Here is a 15,565-nt window from a genome sequence, read left to right on the forward strand (position 1 = left end):
CCGGCGAGGTCGTCTGCTGGGAGTCACGCGACGACGAGCTGGCGGAGGTGACCGTGCCCCAGATATGGGCCGGAGTGGACATCGGCAAGGAACACCACCACTGCGTGGTGATCGACGCCCAGGGAAACCGGCTCCTGTCGCGCCGGGTCCTGAACGACGAGACGGTCCTGCTGGAGCTGATTGCCGACGTGCTCGCACTCTCCGAGGACGTCCTGTGGGCGGTGGACATCAATCACGGCGGCGCGGCCCTGCTGATCGGACTGCTACTCGATCACGGCCAGCCGATGGCCTACCTCACCGGCCTGGCGGTGCACCAGGCATCCGCCGGCTACCGGGGCCAGGGGAAGACGGACGCAAAGGACGCCTTCGTCATCGCTGATCAGGCCCGGATGCGCAACGACCTCGGCCGCCTGCGGCCCGGCGACGAGATCGCGGTCGACCTGCGCACCCTGACCCGACGCCGCACCGACCTGGTTTGCGACCGCACCCGCCAGATCAACCGCCTGCGGGCCCAACTCCTGGAGATTTTTCCGGCGTTGGAGCGAACCCTGACAGTGACAAACAGGGGCCCGATCATGCTCCTGACCGCTTACCAGACCCCGGCCGCGATCCGCCGCAGCGGCGTCAAGCGCATCGAGACCTGGCTCAGGAACCGCAAGGTCAGGAACGCCGCGGCCATCGCCGCCACCGCTGTCGAGGCAGCTGTTGGGCAGCAGGCGTCCCTGCCCGGCGAGAAGCTGGCCGCCGCCATGGTGGCCCGCCTCGCGAAGGCGATCATCGCCCTCGACGAGGAGATCGCTGAGCTCGACGCCCTCATCGAGGCCCGCTTCCGCGAGCACCCGCATGCTGAGATCATCCGCAGCATGCCCGGCATGGGCACCTTGCTCGGCGCCGAGTTCATCGCCGCGACGGGTGGCGACATGGCCGCGTTCGGCACTCCGGACCGCCTGGCCGGCTTCGCCGGCCTGGCCCCGGTCCCACGGGACTCTGGACGCGTCAGCGGCAACATGCGTCGTCCCCACCGTTACCACCGCGGCCTCCTGCGGGCCTTCTACCTCTCCTCCATGGCCAGCATCAAATCGTGCCCCGCGTCGAGGGTCTACTACCAGCGCAAGCGCCACGAGGGGAAGGGCCACAAGCAAGCCGTACTCGCCCTGGCCCGTCGACGGGCCAACGTCCTCTGGGCAATGATCCGTGACGGAGCGTTCTATCAACCGGCACCGTCAGTCACTCTGGCGGCTTGACTTCCTCATTGGGAAGTCTCTTTGATCGGATGGTCAGTTGATCGGATGTGTCTGTCCGATTAGTGATCACTGATGCGATGTGGGACCGGATCGAGCCGCTGATGCCGGCCGATCCGGTTCGCGGGCGGCGGTGGGCAGACCACCGCCGAACCTTGGAGGCCATCGCGTGGAAGTACCGCACCTGCCCGCCCTGGCGGGACCTGCCGGATGAGCTCGGCTCGTTCCAGACCGCTCACAAACGGCTGATCAGGTGGGCTTTGGACGGAACCTGGGAACGGATCCTTGCCGCGGTGCTGGCAGCGGCCGAGGGCGCTGATGACATCGGCTGGACCGTGTCGGTGGACTCCACCGTCTGCCGGGCCCACCAGCACGCCGCCGGAGCCAGGAAAAAGGGGCTCTAGACCGGGCCGAACCCGACGACCACGCACTCGGACGCTCCCGCGGCGGCCTGAGCACGAAGGTCCACCTCGCCAGCGACAGCCGCGCACGGCCCTTGGCCCTCCGCGTCACTGCAGGCCAGGCGGGCGACGCCCCGGCCTTTGAGACCGTCATGGCCGCCATCCGTGTTCCGCGAAGCGGCCCCGGAAGACCAAGGACCCGGCCCGATGCCGTCCTGGCGGACCGCGCGTATTCATCCCGCGCGATCCGTAATCACCTCCGCCGACGCGGGATCCGCGCTGCCATTCCCCAGCCGTCCGACCAGATCGGCCACCGATTGCGGCGAGGCAGTGCCGGAGGCCGACCGCCCGCCTTCGACACCGAGACGTACAAGCAGCGCAACGCGGTCGAGCGCTGCATCAACCGGCTCAAGCAATGGCGCGGCCTCGCCATGCGAACAGACAAACTCGCCATCGCTTACCAGGCCGCACTCCATCTCGCCGCCATCCTCATCTGGGCCCGTAGGTGGCCCACGTGAGAAGCTCTAGGACTGATCGCCGCCGAGGGCGTGTTCTTTGAGGAACGCGCCCGCGTGGGCCGCTGTTTCCTCTGCGGTCGCGTACGGCGCCGCCATCGGCGGCCGTGCCGGATGCTCCATCAGCGCCTCGACCAGTCCAGCAGCCCCAGCCACCAGAAGGCGACTGCACCAGCTCAGCAGTCCCTCCGAACAGCGTAAGCGCGCTCTTGCCTACTGTCGCGGATGCTGGTCGGCTGACCGCATCGGGCCATTTCTTGCGGGCCCCCTGCCGGGTGATGCCCCACACGGCTCCCAACTGTTCATAGCTCGCGCCGTAGGAGCCGGCGGTCACTGCCGCCCGCTTCGTAAGCCGCTTGACCTCGCCATCCATTGCCCTCCATGCAGCTAGGCCGTGTATCGGAAGTAGATCTTGGCGATGGATGAGCCCGGTGGGGGTCGTTGGAGGTGGGCCGCAGGGACAGGGGCGGGCGGGAGGGAATCTCGGGTGTGCCGTGGATGGCTGCCTGGACGGCGGCCTTGCGCCCGCCGGGACTTCGGGTTCCTGGCGGGCGCTTTGCGGTAGTGCCGCTGGTCAGTGACCGGGGGGCAGGGTGTCGGCGGCGTGGTCGATGACGTTGCCGTTGGAGCAGTTGTTCTTGTGGTTGCCGGTCCAGTCACTCAGGGCGGGGACGACGGCGAGTTCCTGGATGCATACGTCGGCGGCGGTGAAGTTCCAGTTGTTCGCGGCGTTGACTCCGTTGCCGAAGTTGCTGTCGTTGTCGGCGAAGGCGGGCGTGGCGGCGGAGAGGGCCGCGGCGGCCAGCAGGCCGCAGGTGATGATCTTTCGCATGGCCGGTGAACGCGTCCGGTTGCCCGAGGGTCACGCGACGGTCGTCCGAACGGGAAAAGGGGCCGGGCGCGGCCGGGGCCCGGTGAGGGTCCTGGCGGCGCGCGCCCGGTGGTTCGTCGCGGTGCTACTTGACGGTGATGTCGGCGAAGGCGAGGGCGATGGCCTCGGGGTCTTCGTCCTCGTCCTCGTGGAAGCTGGTGGCCGCCCATGCCTTGGTGAGGTGGAGGCGGCGGGCTTCGGGGGAGGCGGGGTCGCCGGCGATGATGACGACGTCCTGCTCGGTGGTGAGGTCTTCGACCGCTTCCACCCAGCGGGTGGCGGCGGTGTTGCGCTCGTCGCTGCGGACGATGACCAGGCTGCCGTGGCGGGGCTCGTCGGAGCCCTGGTCGGAGGTGACAAAGGTGTCGACGTCGTGTTCGGCCTCGCCGATGAGCAGGTGGATGACGTCGTCGAGTTCCTCGGTCTGCGCGTCGCCGAGGTCGAGGTGGTAGGTGCCCATGCGGATACTCCGGGTGGTGAGGGGCGGGTCAGTAGAGTTCGGGAGAGGTGCGGACGGGCACCCGCAGCTTGAAGACCTTGCCGGTGGACAGGAAGAAGATCACCTTGGCGTTGTCGCCGGGCTTGATCAGGCGGGTCGGCTTCTCCAGCATGATGTGGTACTTGCCGGGCACCAGGGCGAAGCTGCCCTTGGCCGGGATGGTGAACTTGTCCAGCTTCACCATCTTCGAGGACTCCTCGTCCTTGATGGTCTGGTAGAGGGTGATCTGCTGGTAGTCGGGGCTCTTGATCTTGGTGACCTCGATGGGTTCCTCGGAGGAGTTCTTGAGCGTGGTGTAGCCGGCGGCGGGCAGCGAGTTGGGCAGCCACCGCAGCCACGTGCTCTCCGGGACCGTGGTGACGTACGTGGAGACAGGAGTCTTCACCGGTACAGCCTTTCTGTCGTGGATCTCAGGGACCGTGGCGCAGGTCCCCGATGATCAACGAACTTCCAGCCGCCCAGGCATCAAAATTGGCGAATACTCGCCACATGGTCCTGAATCGCCCGCCCTCCAGGCCGACGTCCGGCCTGCCCCCAGGGGACTGCGCGGCCGGCCGGTGCCGGGATAGGACCAGCGTTGCGATCAAGGCTCGGCCGGTGATGCAGGAAGCCCCCGTCCAGGGCCTGTTGGTCGAATCGGTGCACCCGTACTCAGCCGGAGATCGGGTCCGGCTGCCATGATCACTGCCACGCGCACACTGTTCGCCGTCCATTCTCCGGGGCGCGAGAAGGTGGCCGCTCTCAGCAGCAGGGGCCGAGGAAGCCCACAGATCGTTGGAGAACCCGCCGGGCGGCCGAGGCGGAGAACGACGCCGCCCTGACCGGAACGAAGGCAGCCTGTCCGGCAAAGGATCGCAGGTCACAGCCATTCACTGAGGGCTGCGATGAGTACGATCGCCTCATGGCGGACCGCAAGCTTGTCATAGCGCGTGGCGACAGCGCGGTTCCTTTTGAGACGGTTGATGCCGCACTCGACCGCATGGCGCTCGCGGTAGTCGACCGGGTCGAAGCGCGGCGGCGGCCACCGCGGGAGCCGAGCTTTCGGCGGTTGCGGGCCTGGTCGGCCTTGTCCGGGATGGTGCAGCGGATTCCGCGGCGGCGCAGGTAGGCACGGTTCCTGCGGGAGGCGTACGCCTTGTCCGCCCGCAGCCGGTCGGGGCGGACGCGTGGCCGGCCCGGCCCGAGGCGGGGCACGCGAATCTTCTCCAACACCGTTTCGAACTGCGGCGAGTCCCCGCGCTGCCCTGCCGTCACCACGATCGACATGGGCTTCTGGCCCTGCTCGACTGCCAGGTGCAGCTTGGTGGAGAACCCTCCACGTGAACGTCCCAGACCGTGATCTCCAGGCTCGGTGAACACACCGCCCGGTGGCTCTTTCTGCAGGTCGCCCTGCTTGCGGGCCCCGGCCGCATGCTGATGGGCTCGGCACACCGTGGAGTCGACGCTCAAGTCCCACACGATCGCACCCGCCGCGTCGGCCAAGGACTGGAGCCGGGTGAGGATCCGCTGCCAGGTGCCGTCCCGCTGCCACCGGCGAAACAGGTCGTAGACCCGGCCCCACGGCCCGTACACCGCGGGCACGTCCCGCCACGGCACACCGGTCCGGACCCGGAACCGTATGCCGTCGATCAGCTGCCGCCGAGGCCAGACGGGTGGCCGCCCCGCCCTGGCGCCCTTCGGCAACAGCGGCTCCAGCGCCGCCCACTGTTCGTCCGTGAGATCTCTCCGACCCATGAGCCGTGATCATTCACAGCCCAAGATCCACTTTTGACACAGGGCCTAGCAGTCCAAGAACTACCGCTACTCGACCAACCACCAGGTCGTCATCGATGCCGACTCACGCCTTGTCGTCTCCGTCGGTCGGCCCGTGCCCGGCAACCGCAACGACTGCAAGGCATGGGAACTGTCGGGAGCCAGGAGCTCGGTCGGCAACACCACTGTGATCGCCGACGGCGGCTACCGCGGCACCGGTCTGATCATCCCGCACCGCCGCGAACCCGGCCAGACCGAGCTACCGGCCTGGAAGGAAGCCCACAACACCTCCCACCGCAAAGTCCGCGCCCGAGTCGAGCACACCTTCGCCCGCATGAAGACCTGGAAGATCCTCCGCGACTGCCGCCTGAAAGGCGACGACGTCCACCACGCCATGCTCGGCATCGCCCGCCTCCACAACCTCGCCCTGACCGGATAGTGAATCTATGCCGACGGCTGGTGAAGAGCATGTCTGAGAACACTTGCGGGACAGCCCTTACGAGCTCGTGCACGGTAAGCGGTGAGACGTCGAGGGCTTCGGTGACACCGGTGCTCACCCCTGTCGTCGAGGTTCCAGGTCCGCGGTCTGCTGGTGGGAGAGCAGGCCGGCGACGGCCTGGACGGTGTCACTCGCGTGCTCGCGACGGCCGAGGTGGCGGGCCAGTGCCCGCCAGTTCTTCAGGTGGGCGATGCCGTGCTCGACCCGGATACGCCGCGAGGAGTGCGCCTTGCGCTGCCGCTCGTACATCTCCTCGTACCAGTCGGGGGCGTCCTTCTTGAACTTGCGGTGTGGCGGTGTCACCACGCGTCCGCCGGTCTGGGCACCGAGGCCCTGGTAGCCGGCGTCGGCAAGGATCTCGACTGCTGGACCGTCGGTCAGAAGCTTGACCAGCCCTAACTTGCGGGCGTGGGTGATGTCCGCGCAGCTTCCGGGCTCGGTCGGGCTGCACCACAGCACGCGCCCCTCTCCGTCCGTGACCACCATGGACTTGACGGCGTTCTGCTTGTTCTTGCCGGAGATGAACCGGTCCCGGTCCTTGCGTCCGGCGGCGGGCCGCCGGACCCGGATCTCGGTGCCGTCGACGATGCCGGTCTTCCCGCTGGCACCGAGGTGCTCGACGACCTCGGCCAAGGTCCGCAGCCGCACGCCGGGGCTGACGGTGCACCCCCGCTCGGCGAGCAGGGGCCGCACCTCGCCGATGGCCCGGGTGACGGTGGAACGGTCCACGCCGAACCAGCAGGCCGGCACGTCATGAGTGGCCCCGTGACGGAGATGGACGAGGGTGGCCAGGAGCCGGTCGACGAACGCCAGCCGGTGCTTCGCGCCGGCGCCCACGGCCCGCTTCCGCGGCCGAGAGGTCAGCTTGGCCTGGTGGCGCTCATGCCATAACGGGCCCACCTCGGCAACGAGTTCAGCGATCACATCGGCCGACAGGCCCGTGATCCGTCGGTTGCTGATGATCACTGCACGAGACGCATTCCCCACCACCCGACCATGATCAACCATCCAAGGCCCGACGTCTCACCGCTTACCGTGCACGAGCTCGTTAGTCGAATGAGGCCCGTCTGCTTCCGTGATTCATGGTGGCAGGCCGGGCGGGGTTTGTCTGAGGTGTCATCCCCCGGTGCGGATTCAGGCGAAGGCGACGGTCATGGCGTCGTGGCCCATGCGCTGCCGGCGGCGGCGTGAATGTCTTCGTGGGCGGCGTCCTTGCGGATGTTGCAGACGAGTCGGCCGTCGGGGGTGAGGGTCCAGCCGTCGCGCTCGTCGAAGCCTTCGGTGACGTTCCGAATGGCTTCCTCGGGGGAGTCGGCGTGCAGGCCGTATTCGGTGTCGTTGCTGGTGTAGCCGCACAGGTCGCAGACGGCAATGAAGCAGACGAGGGCGCTCGTGGCCATCGGGGGCTCCTTGGTTAGTGAAGGGTTGAGGAGCGCGCGGAGTAGGGACGCGCATCCCGGGTGCATGTCGGTGGGTTGGTCGCTTCAGTCGCTGATCTCGTCGGAGTCTTCGACCGGGCCCGATCCGAGGGCGTACACGCCGCGGATGACGTTGCCGTACTCGTCGGTCTGCTGGTGGATGAGGCCGACCTTCTTCATCTTGGTCAGCGTGTTGTTGAGGGTGTTCTCCTTCAGGCCGCTGAGGGCGGCGATCTGGTCCTTGCGGACGTAGGTGGTCTCGAGGCCGGCGGGGTCGGAGAACTCGCGGATCGCGGCGGTGACCTTGTCCTCGGCGGTCTCGGGCTTCTTCGGCGCGAACACCGACGGCGGCAGCCCGCCGTCGGAAGCGTCGTCCCCGTCCGTGTCGGGAGCCTTGCCGTCCTCGATGACGGGGGTGGCCGCGATCTCGTGCCGCAGGTCCCAGTCCGGCCAGTCCGCCGGGTAGGCGACGGCGTTCTCGTCGACGTAGGGGGCGGCGGACTCCAGGACGAAGGTGCGCATCATCTCGGCGGCGCCGCCGGGGCCGAGGGTGTAGCCGAGTCCGAAGGTGGACTTGGGGTCCTTCATCGCGATCTTCTCGTCGTAGATGAGGGGGCGCTCGACGTCCCAGCAGGCGGGGATCGAGCCGGGGTCGATGCCGTCGAAGCCGGTGGAGGCGAGGTGGGCCTGGTCGCTGTCGGTGCGGAGCATGACGAGCGAGCCGCTCTGGATGACGTTGGTGCGCAGGGCGGTGGAGCCGCCGAGCTTGTCGGCGTTCACGGCCTGGTTGACGATCGTGAGGATGATGCCGAGGGAGCGGGCATGCTGCTTCCTGGTTGGCCTTGGCCGTCCGCCTCGAGGTTCGCGCGGAGAGCGGCAAGGGTGGTGGCGAGGTGTTTGCGGTCGGCAGCGGAAACCGTCCGCGTCAGTGAGACGAGCGCGCTCTCCACCACGGGCCGGGAAGCTGCCAGCGCCTTCTCGCCCTCGGGTGTGAGGCGCAGCACGGAGGAGCGGCGGTCGTGCGGGTGTGCGACGCGTACGCACCAGTCGGCGGCCACCAGGCGGTCGACCGCCTTGCTGGCGGCCCCTACCGTGATCGCCACCTCGGTCGCGATGTCGAGCACGCGGCACCCGTCCACCCGGTCGATGATCTGCAGGAACTCGAACTGGCCAAGCGTCAGACCGTGTTCGGCGCGCAGGCGGGTGCCGACTGCGTTGTAGAGCCGGGTCTCCACGCGGACGAGATCGAGGAAGAGTGGAGTGACGTGGCTCACAGAACCTCCAATAGATTCCCAGGAATCATCTTCCCTGGAAGGCGGTTGGGCGCGAGTAGATGGATTCCAAGGAATCCATCCTTGCATTCCGACCTGAAGGAGGCCCGCCATGTCCCGACAGCAGCGCCAAGTCCTGGACGCCCTGCTCCGCTCCGTCCCGCGCAGCGAAACGCAGCCCGCCCCCGCCGAGCTGCGCACCGGCTTCGCCGCAGCCATGACACGGCCGGCACCGGCCGGCGTTGCCATCCGCAGAACCGTCCTGGGCGGGAGGCCCGCCCTGGAGCTGGAGCCGGCCGGAGCGGCCGGTCGCGGTCGGCTGCTCTATCTCCACGGCGGCGGATACGTCATCGGCTCGCCTGACACCCACACCGGCCTGGTCGGTGAACTCGCCGTCCGCGCCGGATTGCGGGCCATCTCGGTGGACTACCGGCTGGCTCCCGAGCACCCCTTCCCCGCCGCGGTCGACGACGGGCTCGCCGCCTACCGCGAGCTGCTGGACGCCGGTACGGACCCGCGGGAAATCGTCGTGGCCGGTGACTCGGCCGGCGGCGGCCTCGCCATCGCCACCCTGCTCGCAGCCCGGGAGGCGGGACTGCCGCAGCCGGCCGCCGTGGTCGTCTTCTCCCCGTGGGTCGACCTCACCCTCTCCGGAGCGAGCATGCGCACCAAAGAGGACGCTGACCCGATCTTCACCGAGGCCGACGTGCGCGCGTATGCGGATCTCTACCTCGGCGCCGGCGACCGGAGCCATCCCCTGGCAAGCCCGGTGTTCGCCGACCTGTCCGCCCTGCCCCCGCTGCTCGTGCAGGTCGGGGCGAACGAGGTGCTCCTCGACGACGCGGTCCGTCTGGCGGCCCGCGCGGGCGCCGCCGACGTTGAGGCCACGCTGGAAATCGGGCCAGGTCTCCCGCACGTCTACCAGAGCGAGCACGGGCGTCTCGACGAGGCGGACGCCGCACTCGACCGCGCCGCCCGCTTCCTCACCTCCCACCTCCACACCCCGGTCGAGGCCGGTCACGCACAAGAACGCTGACCGCTTCATACCGGCCCGGAAGGCGACGGCAGCCACTGCTCCAATGCTGCGCACCCGGTCCGCCTTGCTCACAGATGACCCACTCGGAGCGATCCCCGCTCTCTCCTTCGGCGACCGGCACTTCGGCGATCACCCTGCGGTTCACCCCGGCGTGGCGCACCCCGGCTCCTGGACCGACCTGCACACAGGCGGCGCGGTCACGGGCTCGAGGGCCCTCCCCGCATGAGCGGGGATGGCCCCGAGGCCCTGCTCGTCGAGGCGACGGAAGCGCCGGCCGGAATCTGCACTGTCTCCCGCGGGCACGTCACCCGGCATGCCACCAGGGCGTGCCGAGTCACCCTGGCCGAACTCACCGTCCCCACCCTCGGTCAGCTCGCTTTCGACGCTGCGGCCCGCTACCGCCAGTTCACCGGGGCCGCCGTGCGCATCGCGCGCCGACAGCCCCGCACGGACGACTGGCTCTACCGCTTCGTCCGCGCCGGGATCGGGGTCTTCCTCAGCAGCGACGACCGGACCATCGCCCTGGCCCGGCCGCGCCCTCGGCCTCGACGGCGGGCAGATCCTCCGTCTCGGGATACTGACTGGTAAGTCGTCCGCCCCCTCCGGCACCCCCTGGCCTCCTCGCACTGTGGCAGACCGAGGAGCGGCTCCTCGTCGTCGGGGATGCGCTGTCGGACTACGATGTCGGCTGGATCAGCCTCGTGTTCGCCGGCCTCGGCGCGGCCACGACGACGGGCGTCTGACCACTCACTACCGCGTCGTGCTCTGATTCCCCCCGCTCGCTCTCCGGCCGGGCCCCGCCTGCACGACGGCCTCAGGGCCCAGTTCATCCGCGGCCGGTGCCCTTTTCACCGATGTTCCCGATGCCCTCGTCGAGTGCCGCCAGCCCCTCGCTCCAGCGGGCGCGGCGCTCCGTCTCCCGCTGGTCCCACCATGGCGTGCCGCGCTCCCCGAGGGCGACCTTCGCCGTGTGCACCCGGGCCCGGGTGGCGCGTTCGGCCTCCGGGTCCCGGGCACGCAGGGCCGCGGCCACGGCACGGCGCGCGGCCATGAGGTGGGAACGCAGCCGTGCGGCGACGTCCTGGGGCACCTGGGGGTCCGTGGCCCGCCAGCGTCTGCCGTTGACGATCACGTACCGTCCGTCGGGGGTGCGGGCAGGCCGCTGCGCGTCATCCGTCACCTGTCCAAGCCTGGCAGACGGGCGGCCCCACGCGACTCCGGCCGACGGACAGGCCGAGGGGGTGCGTGGCCGACCGGGCGTGCGCCCCTCCGGCGTCGCGACGCAGCATGATGGGGGCATGCGTTCTCGGCCTGTGCTCGTATACGACGGAGACTGCGGCTTCTGCACGACGTCGGCGAATTTCGCCGAACGACGCGTACGGCCCCGCTGTGACATCGTCCCCTGGCAGTTCGCGGACCTCGACGCCCTCGGCGTCACCCGCGAGCGTGCCGAGTACGAGGTGCTGTGGGTGACGCCGACCGGAACGGTGTACGGAGGGGCCCGGGCCGTCGCGAAGGCCCTCCTGAGCGCGGGCGGCGTCTGGGCACCGCTGGGGGCGGTGCTCCTGCTGCCCGGCGTGCGGTGGGCCGCCCGTCGGGTCTACCGGCTCGTCGCGGCCCACCGTCACCGGCTGCCGGGAGGAACACCGGCCTGCGTCGTGCCTCGCCGTCCCGGGTGACCTGAACTGAGCCTCCGGCAACTTGAAGTCGCAGGTCAAAGAGCTGGTGTGGCCGGCCCCTGGGGTGCTTGTGCTGGTCGTGGGCGGGAGTCCGCGCGCCGCGACTTGGGTCAGAGCCGCGCCTCCCCTACGGGGGCATTCGTCAGCAACGGCTGAATACGCACGACCACCAGTAGCGCGGCGCTGGGCGGTTCCCCAACGTGATCGTCCAGGGGACGCCGGTGGCGGGGGCTGGCCCACCATCGATCAACCAGACAGCCGGATGGTCGGGAGAACGTCGTGTCGGCGACGGTTGGGCTGTCCCGAGCAAGTCGCCCACAGAGAAGGCACATTCGTGCGCATTATTACGGCCACCGCCGTCGTGCTGGCCCTCGCCGGCCAAGCCGCGCCGGCCGCCAACGCCCACCAGCCGACCATCGACGGAAACTGGCGCATGGACGGCTACGGCACAGTGCTATCCATCCGGAACGGGACTTTCCAGGAGTACCAGGCAACCGCCGTCAGCTGCCTCAAGGGCGACTCCGCGCAGCGGACCGGTCCCGGCACCTACACCACGCCCGTGGCGACGTCCTGACCGTGCGCGCCCAAGAAGACCGCGACCACGCGTTCCTGCGCGCGGACGCCTCCGTCGGCAGCCGGAACCTCCGGCGCATCCCGGCGCTGCCCGACGCCTGCGCGCGCCCGACGGCCGAGGACCCCCTCACGACCTTCGACGTCTTCTGGCAGACCTTCGAGGAGAACTACCCCTTCTTCGCGTCCAAGGGCATCGACTGGCACAAGGTCCGCGACCAGTACCGCCCTCAGGTGCACGCCGGGACGACAAGGGACGAGCTCTACGCCGTCTTCAGCGAGATGGTCGAGCCGCTCTATGACGCCCACGTCGCCGTCCAGGATGGCAACCGCATCTTCGCCCAGGTCCGCCCCGGCACCGTCGTGCCCACCGGGGAACTGGACACCAAGGTCAAGAAGTTCATCGTGGAGCGCGACCTCAAGGGCGCCCGAAACCTCCAGGAGTTCGCCACGGGCGGATCACCTACGCCGACCTCCCCGGCGGGCAAGGCTATCTGCGGATCTCCGGCTTCGGCGGGTACGCGGCGAGGAGACTTCCTACACGCCCAGCTGGCCGAGCTCGACAGGGCACTGGACACGGTCCTCGGCCAGGAGCGCACCCAGCGCTTGAAGAGCCTGATCATCGACCTGCGCATCAACGGCGGCGGCTCCGACGCCCTGGGAATCCACATCGCCCAGCGCCTCACCAACACCCCCTACCTCGCCTACTCCAAGCGGGCGCGCAACGACCCCGCCGACCCCACCCGGCACACTCGCCCCCAGCCCGTGTACATCACGCCCGCCCAGGGCCCCCGTCACACCGGGCCGGTCGCCGTGCTGACCGGCGGCTCGACCTTCAGCGCAGGGGAGACCTTCACCCAGGCCCTCATGGGCCGGCCTGGCAAGACGGTCCGGATCGGCAGCCCACACAAGGCGTCTTCTCGGACGTCATGTCGCGCAAGCTCCCCAACGGCATGGCTGCCTGGCTGCCGAACGAGGAATTCCTGACCCGGTCGGCAGGACCTTCGACGGCACAGGCATTCCGCCGCACCTCACCGAGCGGTCTTCACCAAGGAGGAGTTCGACAAGAAGAGAGACTCCGCCTTCGACAGGGCTGTGAACGTTTTGCGCAACTACGGCGCTGCCGCGAGCTGACACAGAGCAGCGGGACTGGGGACAATCCACTGAGGATCATGGAAAGTCACTACCACGCTCAGCAGCACCGGCATGCCGAGCCAGGCGCCGTCCTGACGCGTCGATACCTCGGTGACGCCGTCAACGAGCTGCGGTGTGGGTGAAGGTGGTCAGGACGACACCGGCAGGGCTGGAGCGGGTGCGGCCGATGCCGGCGCTGATCCGCCGGGGCCGGGCGTGAGCTCGGCGCGTATTCGTTGTACGGGCACCGGGGCGGGGCGGCCGTGACGGTAGTGGAGTGCAGATGACGGCGGCGTCGCCATGCTCGCCGATCACGTGCCCGCGTACGGCGGCGGTGGGACACGCAGCAGACGGGCCAGGTGAGGCGGTAGCGGGCGGTGTCGGTGGTGGCCCCGACCTCCAGCACGCGGACAGCCGGACACCTCGGCGAAACAGCCGCGCCAGGATGTCAGCAGGGTTGGTGACCATCACCGCCACGCCCGGGTAGCCGGTCACTCGGTGTACTCCCTGCTGCCGATGCAGCTGCATGACATCCCTCCACCTCGCCTCGGTGTCCCAGCGGGACCGCGACAGCAAGAAGCGACCCGCCAAGTTCTACCGGCGGTAGAATCGCGGTATGAGCAAGCCGACGAGCATCAAGACCAGCGAGGCCGTCCGCACCGGCTCCGCTCCTCGCGGAGGAGCGCGGCACGACGATCACCGACCTGATCGAAGAGCTCGCGTCGAAGGAGCTCACCGCCGCCGAACGTGAGCAGCGCGCCGCCGAGGCCGCGGCGGAGCTCGGCGTCGGAGTTCACCGAGCAGGTGAAGCAGGCCGGCCAGGACGCCTGGCGAAGATCCGTGCCCATCAGGGCCGGCCGCGTGAACCCGACCGCGGTCCTCGATCACTCCGCCCTGACCGCGCTCTACCGGGCGGACCCGTTCTTCACCGGGCTGTACATCGAGGCGTCCCGCGGCACCGGCCGCATCCTCGTGCCCTCCCTGGCCGTGCTCGCCGCCGAGCGCCAGCTCCCCGGAGCCGGCCAGCACGCCGCCGGACTCCGCTTCTCCGAGAGCGTCGCGTTCACCACCGGCCACGCCGTCGACGCCATGGCCTGCCCGACACCGAGTGGCCGGTCGCCCATGCCGCGGCCGTCGCCTGGAACGCGGTCCGCCAGGGCGAGCCGGTCACCGTCCTGTCGCTGGTGCCCGACCTGTACTCGGCCACCGGCATCACCCCGCTCGACCCGACGGCGTAGCGAGCGCTCGCGCCCGGGGAGGCGCGCGGCGTACGACGCGCAACCGATTGCGCTGGGATATGCCGACTCGGCTGCGCGGCAATACCGCGATGCTCCACCGTGGATGCGGGCGGCCGCTCGGGACGCCCTGCGCCGACGAGGAGGCGAACCGGGATGACCTGGAAGCACGATGGGTTCGAGTCGCACGAGGGCGAGGTCGGGGTGCTGTGGCCGATGCACCGAGCCGGGCCCGGTCTACTTCGACCTGGGCAGCGGCGGCCACTTCCACGAGTCGATCGACTGGTGGGCGTACGACGGCACGATGCGCCGGCCGACGGCGACCACGATGCGGGGGAGGTGCTCATGCGGCTAGCGCGGTACGACGACCTACCCGATCGACTGGGAGAAAGCGCGCGGCGACCAGGCCGACGAGTACGACACCTCCGGGCCCTGGGCCGACTGGGAGGGGCACATGGACGAGGTGGCCGCACGGGCTGTGTCGCTGCCGAGGATGTGGCCGGCCTGCTGGGAAAGCTGCGCGAGCGCCTGGACGAGATCGTCGGCGACGAGCCGCTCGTGGTGCTGAAGGCGGCCGGAGAGCTGGAGGCGATCGTCGCGTCGACCGGCCCCCTCGCAGCCGCCTATGTCACGGGGGACGAGATCCCGATGCCGCGGGTCGCCGAAGCCCTGGGCATGACCGAGAAGGCGGGCCCCGCTCCCGCCTGGCGTACTACGAGTTCCTGCCCCGCTGAACCAGAAAATCGGATGCGGTCTACTGCCCCGGGTCAGTGGCTGGAAGGCAGGAGAGTGTCGTGGCGCAGGAGGGATGGGGCAATCAGGTAGCGGAGGGTGCTGCCGGGCCGTCCGGTGTCGTCCGAGACGGCCTCGGGATCGTGCCTGAACTCGGTCAGAACGAGGGCGTCGTACTGAAGCGGGTCTCTGGCGTGCGTGCGGATCGACCGTCGCGGTGGGCGGCGTGGGCTGGAGATCGCGACGGAGGTGGCGAGGCATGCTGGGCCTGCACCCTGAAGACGCTGGGGTCGGCGGTGCGGACGAGCTCGAGAGGCGGATGATGGGCCCAGGCCACGCTTATGGGGGAGCAGGTTCTCGAACCGGAGGTCGACTTCTACGGGCTGTGCCTGCAGGACGCAGATCTGTCCGTGGTGCCCAACCCCTACCCGGCGGGCCGGGTGATGGAGGGGTTCGTGCACGCCCGACCGGACGGGTGGACATCGAGAGCGCTGCACACACCCACACCGCGGTCATGACGCGCAGGTGTGGGATGCCGAGCCTCCCGTCGACGACACGAGGGTCTGGGACGAGCAGGCCGAGACCACGGTGCGCTGCCGGACTGGGAAGCTGCAGGTGGGGGGGTGACGTGCGGGCCGATCGCCCGGGAGATCGAACTCGGCGCCCCCGGCACCCAGTGGAACGTCCGCCTCTACGGCGCCGGCAGAGCGGA

At 69.5% G+C, this 15,565-nt stretch carries 16 protein-coding genes and 2 pseudogenes; 8 read left to right on the forward strand and 10 right to left on the reverse strand.

Annotation, left to right across the window (positions count from 1 at the left end; all coding sequences use genetic code 11):
* The first annotated feature begins 47 nt into the window (after positions 1-47).
* Positions 48-1,244, forward strand: coding sequence for an IS110 family RNA-guided transposase (locus BLW86_RS39245; RefSeq protein ID WP_256341620.1), 1,197 nt, complete (start codon positions 48-50; stop codon positions 1,242-1,244).
* Between the two features lie 77 nt (positions 1,245-1,321).
* Positions 1,322-2,160 (forward strand): IS5 family transposase gene (locus BLW86_RS39250; protein WP_371129690.1). Its coding sequence is split into 2 segments (ribosomal slippage): positions 1,322-1,640 and positions 1,640-2,160, totalling 840 coding nucleotides; the frame shifts between segments, so codons are not numbered across the junction.
* Between the two features lie 571 nt (positions 2,161-2,731).
* Here the strand turns inward: BLW86_RS39250 and BLW86_RS39260 are convergent.
* The 4 genes from BLW86_RS39260 to BLW86_RS39275 all read right to left on the reverse strand — a co-directional run bounded on the left by BLW86_RS39260 (position 2,732) and on the right by BLW86_RS39275 (position 5,261).
* Positions 2,732-2,989, reverse strand: coding sequence for a hypothetical protein (locus tag BLW86_RS39260; protein WP_093878402.1), 258 nt, complete (start codon positions 2,987-2,989; stop codon positions 2,732-2,734).
* Positions 2,990-3,113: 124 nt separating this feature from the next.
* Positions 3,114-3,488: a hypothetical protein gene (locus tag BLW86_RS39265; protein ID WP_093878403.1), complete on the reverse strand. Its 375-nt coding sequence runs from the start codon at positions 3,486-3,488 to the stop codon at positions 3,114-3,116.
* Positions 3,489-3,516: 28 nt separating this feature from the next.
* On the reverse strand, positions 3,517-3,912 hold the full coding sequence (locus BLW86_RS39270) for a copper chaperone PCu(A)C (protein ID WP_177181907.1): 396 nt from the start codon (positions 3,910-3,912) through the stop codon (positions 3,517-3,519).
* A gap of 474 nt (positions 3,913-4,386) precedes the next feature.
* Positions 4,387-5,261, reverse strand: a protein-coding gene (locus BLW86_RS39275; protein WP_218138040.1) for an IS5 family transposase whose coding sequence is annotated in 2 segments (ribosomal slippage) — positions 4,387-4,547 and positions 4,547-5,261 — 876 coding nt in all. Because the reading frame shifts where the segments join, the coding sequence is not laid out codon by codon here.
* Between the two features lie 49 nt (positions 5,262-5,310).
* On the opposite strand from BLW86_RS39275, the pseudogene BLW86_RS39280 reads away from it, so the two are divergent.
* A pseudogene (locus BLW86_RS39280) lies at positions 5,311-5,718 on the forward strand (transposase); the annotation flags it as partial.
* Between the two features lie 114 nt (positions 5,719-5,832).
* Here the strand turns inward: BLW86_RS39280 and BLW86_RS39285 are convergent.
* The 4 genes from BLW86_RS39285 to BLW86_RS39300 all read right to left on the reverse strand — a co-directional run bounded on the left by BLW86_RS39285 (position 5,833) and on the right by BLW86_RS39300 (position 8,470).
* Positions 5,833-6,744: a transposase gene (locus tag BLW86_RS39285; RefSeq protein WP_256341122.1), complete on the reverse strand. Its 912-nt coding sequence runs from the start codon at positions 6,742-6,744 to the stop codon at positions 5,833-5,835.
* 185 nt (positions 6,745-6,929) lie between these two features.
* Positions 6,930-7,178: a hypothetical protein gene (locus BLW86_RS39290; protein ID WP_093872111.1), complete on the reverse strand. Its 249-nt coding sequence runs from the start codon at positions 7,176-7,178 to the stop codon at positions 6,930-6,932.
* Positions 7,179-7,262: 84 nt separating this feature from the next.
* Positions 7,263-7,976, reverse strand: a complete 714-nt coding sequence (locus BLW86_RS39295; RefSeq protein ID WP_093872110.1) for a hypothetical protein — start codon at positions 7,974-7,976, stop codon at positions 7,263-7,265.
* Entirely contained in the window at positions 7,973-8,470 is a 498-nt protein-coding gene (locus BLW86_RS39300; protein WP_093872109.1) for a MarR family winged helix-turn-helix transcriptional regulator, read from the reverse strand. The genes BLW86_RS39295 and BLW86_RS39300 overlap by 4 nt, the downstream gene beginning before the upstream one ends.
* Positions 8,471-8,579: 109 nt before the next feature.
* On the opposite strand from BLW86_RS39300, the gene BLW86_RS39305 reads away from it, so the two are divergent.
* Positions 8,580-9,503 carry an alpha/beta hydrolase gene (locus BLW86_RS39305; RefSeq protein ID WP_093872108.1) on the forward strand — a complete coding sequence of 308 codons (924 nt, stop codon included), beginning with the start codon at positions 8,580-8,582 and terminating at the stop codon, positions 9,501-9,503.
* Between the two features lie 222 nt (positions 9,504-9,725).
* Positions 9,726-10,091: a hypothetical protein gene (locus BLW86_RS42445; protein ID WP_177181494.1), complete on the forward strand. Its 366-nt coding sequence runs from the start codon at positions 9,726-9,728 to the stop codon at positions 10,089-10,091.
* A gap of 238 nt (positions 10,092-10,329) precedes the next feature.
* Here BLW86_RS42445 and BLW86_RS39310 read toward each other — a convergent pair whose 3' ends face one another.
* Entirely contained in the window at positions 10,330-10,683 is a 354-nt protein-coding gene (locus tag BLW86_RS39310) for a hypothetical protein (protein ID WP_093872107.1), read from the reverse strand.
* 118 nt (positions 10,684-10,801) lie between these two features.
* Between BLW86_RS39310 and BLW86_RS39315 the strand changes: the two genes are divergently transcribed.
* Both BLW86_RS39315 and BLW86_RS39320 read left to right on the forward strand, forming a co-directional pair.
* A complete protein-coding gene (locus BLW86_RS39315; protein WP_093872106.1) occupies positions 10,802-11,182 on the forward strand; it encodes a thiol-disulfide oxidoreductase DCC family protein in 381 nt (126 codons plus the stop codon).
* 334 nt (positions 11,183-11,516) lie between these two features.
* Positions 11,517-12,886 (forward strand): annotated as a pseudogene (locus tag BLW86_RS39320) (S41 family peptidase).
* Between the two features lie 635 nt (positions 12,887-13,521).
* Here BLW86_RS39320 and BLW86_RS42450 read toward each other — a convergent pair.
* A complete protein-coding gene (locus tag BLW86_RS42450; protein WP_177181908.1) occupies positions 13,522-13,734 on the reverse strand; it encodes a hypothetical protein in 213 nt (70 codons plus the stop codon).
* An 882-nt stretch (positions 13,735-14,616) separates the two neighbouring features.
* Between BLW86_RS42450 and BLW86_RS39335 the strand changes: the two genes are divergently transcribed.
* On the forward strand, positions 14,617-14,946 hold the full coding sequence (locus tag BLW86_RS39335; protein ID WP_093878405.1) for a hypothetical protein: 330 nt from the start codon (positions 14,617-14,619) through the stop codon (positions 14,944-14,946).
* Positions 14,947-15,565 lie beyond the last annotated feature (619 nt).

Origin of the sequence: Streptomyces sp. TLI_105 (assembly GCF_900105415.1) — a bacterium.
Taxonomy (GTDB): Bacteria; Actinomycetota; Actinomycetes; order Streptomycetales; family Streptomycetaceae; genus Streptomyces.